Origin of the sequence: Brevundimonas sp. (assembly GCF_024711105.1) — a bacterium.
Lineage (GTDB): Bacteria > Pseudomonadota > Alphaproteobacteria > Caulobacterales > Caulobacteraceae > Brevundimonas.
Window position 1 is genome coordinate 1 of record NZ_JANJTL010000079.1, and the last position, 3,258, is coordinate 3,258.

Below are 3,258 nucleotides of genomic sequence, written 5' to 3' on the forward strand. Positions count from 1 at the left end.
CACGGTCGGCGATGATTGGTCCGATCCGGACCCGCTGGTGCTGCCGTTCGACGTCGGGCCCAAGGCCGCGCCGTCGGTCCCGGTCGTCTGCGACACCGGAGCCGGCCCCGACGACCCGGGCCACCCCATCGCCTTCGTCACAGACACCGAGGCCCTGCTCTCCGAGCGCGGTCCCAACCGCCTCATGAGCCAGCCGACGTGGGTCGACTGGGTGCTGTAGGCGACCGGCCGGGCCTGTCGCATTTCGGCGACATGGCGGCGATTCCGTGACGTCAGGCGTGACCGTGGTTTGACAGGTCGGTGATTACCGTTCAGGTTCCCGGAAAATCATTGAACGCTGAATAAATAAACAGCGCGTTCCGGAAACACCGTCGGGAGACATGAGAATGAAGACCTTGGCCAGGACCGCCCTGCTGGCGGGCGCCGCTTGGGGCGCGCTCAGCGCCGCCGCCTATGCGCAGGACGTCGCGCCGCCGGCGAATGAGCCGACCGCGGTCGGCGAAGTCGTCGTCACCGCCCGCCGCCGCGAGGAAGTCCTGCAGGACGTGCCGATCGCGGTCACGGCGCTGGGCGAGGAGCGCCTGGAGAACACCGGCGCGACCGACATCACCGCGCTGCAGCAGCAGACGCCGAACGCCACCGTGCAGATCGCGCGCGGTTCCAACTCGACCCTGATCTCCTTTATCCGCGGCGTCGGTCAGCAGGACCCGCTGTGGGGCTTCGAGCCGGGCGTGGGCCTCTACATCGACGACGTCTATGTGGCGCGCCCGCAAGGCGCCGTGCTCGACATCTTCGACATCAGCCGCATCGAGGTGCTGCGCGGGCCGCAGGGCACCCTGTACGGCCGCAACACCATCGGCGGCGCGATCAAGTACGTCACCGACCGTATCGGCCAGACGCCGGAGTTCGAGGCCCAGGCGACCTTCGGCTCCTACCGCCAGGCGGACCTGGTGGTCTCGGGCGGCGCGCCGATCTCGGACACCTGGTCGGTGGGCGGCGCCTTCGCCCGCTACACCCGCGACGGTTTCGGCCAGAACCTCAACACCGGCGAGGAGCACTACAACCGCGACGTCACCGCCTGGCGCCTGTCGACCGAGTGGACGCCGACCTCGAACCTGTTATTCCGCGCCGCCTTCGACCGCGTGGAGGACAACTCCGCGCCGCGTCACGGCCACCGCGAGGTGAACTCCACCACCGGCGGCTACACGCCTCCGCCCAGCGTCTACGACACCTACGCCGGCATCACCGGCGAACAGCGCGTCGTCACCGAGGGATACTCCCTCACCGGCGAGTGGAACGTGAACGACATGCTCACGCTCAAGTCGATCACCGCCGTCCGCCGCGGCGACACGGCCACCGTGATCGACTTCGACAACACGCCCCTGCCGTCCCTGGACGTCCCGGCCATCTACGCGGACAACCAGTTCACCCAGGAATTCCAGGCGCTGTTCACCGGCGATCGCTGGTCGGGCGTTGCCGGCATCTTCTACCTCGACTCGACGGCGGCCGGCGCCTTCGACACCATCGCGGGCAACCTCGGTGTGGCCATCGCCGCCTCGGGCCAGGTGGACACCGAGTCCTGGTCGGTCTTCGGCGACTTCACCTATGAGGTGACGGATCGTCTCGATGTCTCCATCGGCGGTCGCTACACCTCCGACGACAAGACCGGCACCGTCTTCCGGGCCTTCTACCTGGGCGCCGTCCCGACCCCCGGGCTGGGCGGTCCGGCGCGGCCGATCCTGCAGACGCGGACCAACTATACGGCGTCCGAGACGTTCGAGCGCTTCACCCCGCGCCTCTCGATCTCCTACGACCTGACCGAAGACCTGACCGGCTACTTCTCGTACGCCGAGGGCTTCAAGTCGGGCGGCTGGGACATGCGCGGCGATGCGTTCCTGACGCCGCAGACGGTCAACGGCTATGATCCCGAGACGGTCGACACCTACGAGCTCGGCCTCAAGGGCGACCTGTTTGGCGGCGTCGTGAGCTTCTCGTCGGCGGTGTTCTATTCGGCCTATGAGGACCAGCAGATCACCAGCCAGGCGGTCGCCACGCCGCCGGCCACGGGCGTCGCCTCGATCGTCGACAACATCGGCCAGTCCACCATCTACGGGGCGGAGTTTGAGGCCACCGCCTTCCTGACCGACAACCTGACGGCGCTGTTCTCCTACGGCTACCTGCACGCCGAGTTCGACGAGTTCATCACCTTCATCACGGGCTCGCCGGTGGACATCTCGGACACCCGCGTGTTCCAGAACTCGCCCGAGCACTCGGCCTTCTTCGCCGTGACCTGGAGCGACGAACTTTGGGGCGGCGACATCGCCATCACCCCGTCGGTGTCCTACCGCTCGGACTTCTACATGTTCGAGGCGGCCAACCCCCAGCTCGACCAGGAGGCCTATGCTCTGGTGGACCTCGCGGCGATCTGGAACTCGGGCGACGGCCACTACTCGGTCGGCCTCTTCGGCCGCAACCTGACGGACGAGGAGTACCGCGTGGGTGGGTACAGCTTCCCCGGCGCCACCTTCAACAACTCGATCTCGGCCTTCTACGGCCCGCCGCGGACCTTCTCGGTCCAGCTGACGGCGCGCTACTGATCGCCGGCTGAATCCTGAGCCTTACAGGGCGGCGAACCGGTTTCGCCGCCCTTTTTCTTTGCACCGTAGCCGGCCCGCTCTAGGGTCGGCCCAAGAGAGCTCCTCGGGGGAAAAACATGACCACGGCCACCGCCGAACCCGCTGTCCGGCCCGGGTACCGCTACTACGTCCTGGCGGTCCTGATCCTGGTCTACATGCTGAACTTCCTGGATCGGCAGATCATCGGCATCCTGGCCGCGCCGCTGAAGGAGCATTTCGGCCTGTCGGACAGCCAGTTCGGCCTGCTGGGCGGCATCGCCTTCGCCTCGGTCTATTCGACCCTGGCCATTCCCCTCGCCTGGTTGGCCGACCGGTTCAGCCGGGTGTGGATCATGACCGGCGCCCTGGCCGTCTGGTCCGGATTCACGGCCCTGTGCGGCGTGGCGACCTCCTTCACCCAGCTGTTCCTGTTCCGCATGGGCGTAGGCGTGGGCGAGGCGGGCGGCGTGGCGCCGGCCTATTCCCTCATCGCGGACTACTTCCCGCCGCACCAGCGGGCGCGGGCCCTGGCCGGGTTCGCCTTCGGGATTCCCATGGGTACCGCGGCGGGCACGCTCGTCGGCGGGCTGCTGGCGGCGACCTACGGTTGGCAGACAGCCTTTATCGTCGTCGGCCTGCTCGG

The 3,258-nt window shown here is 67.8% G+C and carries 3 protein-coding genes; all 3 read left to right on the forward strand.

Annotated elements, in window-relative coordinates; translation table 11 throughout:
- On the forward strand, positions 1–220 hold a 220-nt coding region (locus tag Q0M60_RS05995; protein WP_296817231.1), incomplete at its 5' end, for a hypothetical protein.
- A 166-nt stretch (positions 221–386) separates the two neighbouring features.
- Positions 387–2,597 (forward strand): TonB-dependent receptor, encoded by a 2,211-nt coding sequence (locus tag Q0M60_RS06000; RefSeq protein WP_296817234.1) that lies wholly within the window; start codon positions 387–389, stop codon positions 2,595–2,597.
- 116 nt (positions 2,598–2,713) lie between these two features.
- On the forward strand, positions 2,714–3,258 hold a 545-nt coding region (locus Q0M60_RS06005), incomplete at its 3' end, for an MFS transporter (protein ID WP_296817237.1).

What these genes read in the sequence shown, in the direction of transcription:
- Q0M60_RS06000 (WP_296817234.1), top strand. Translation starts at nt 387, where the DNA reads ATGAAGACCTTGGCCAGGACCGCCCTGCTGGCGGGCGCCGCTTGGGGC.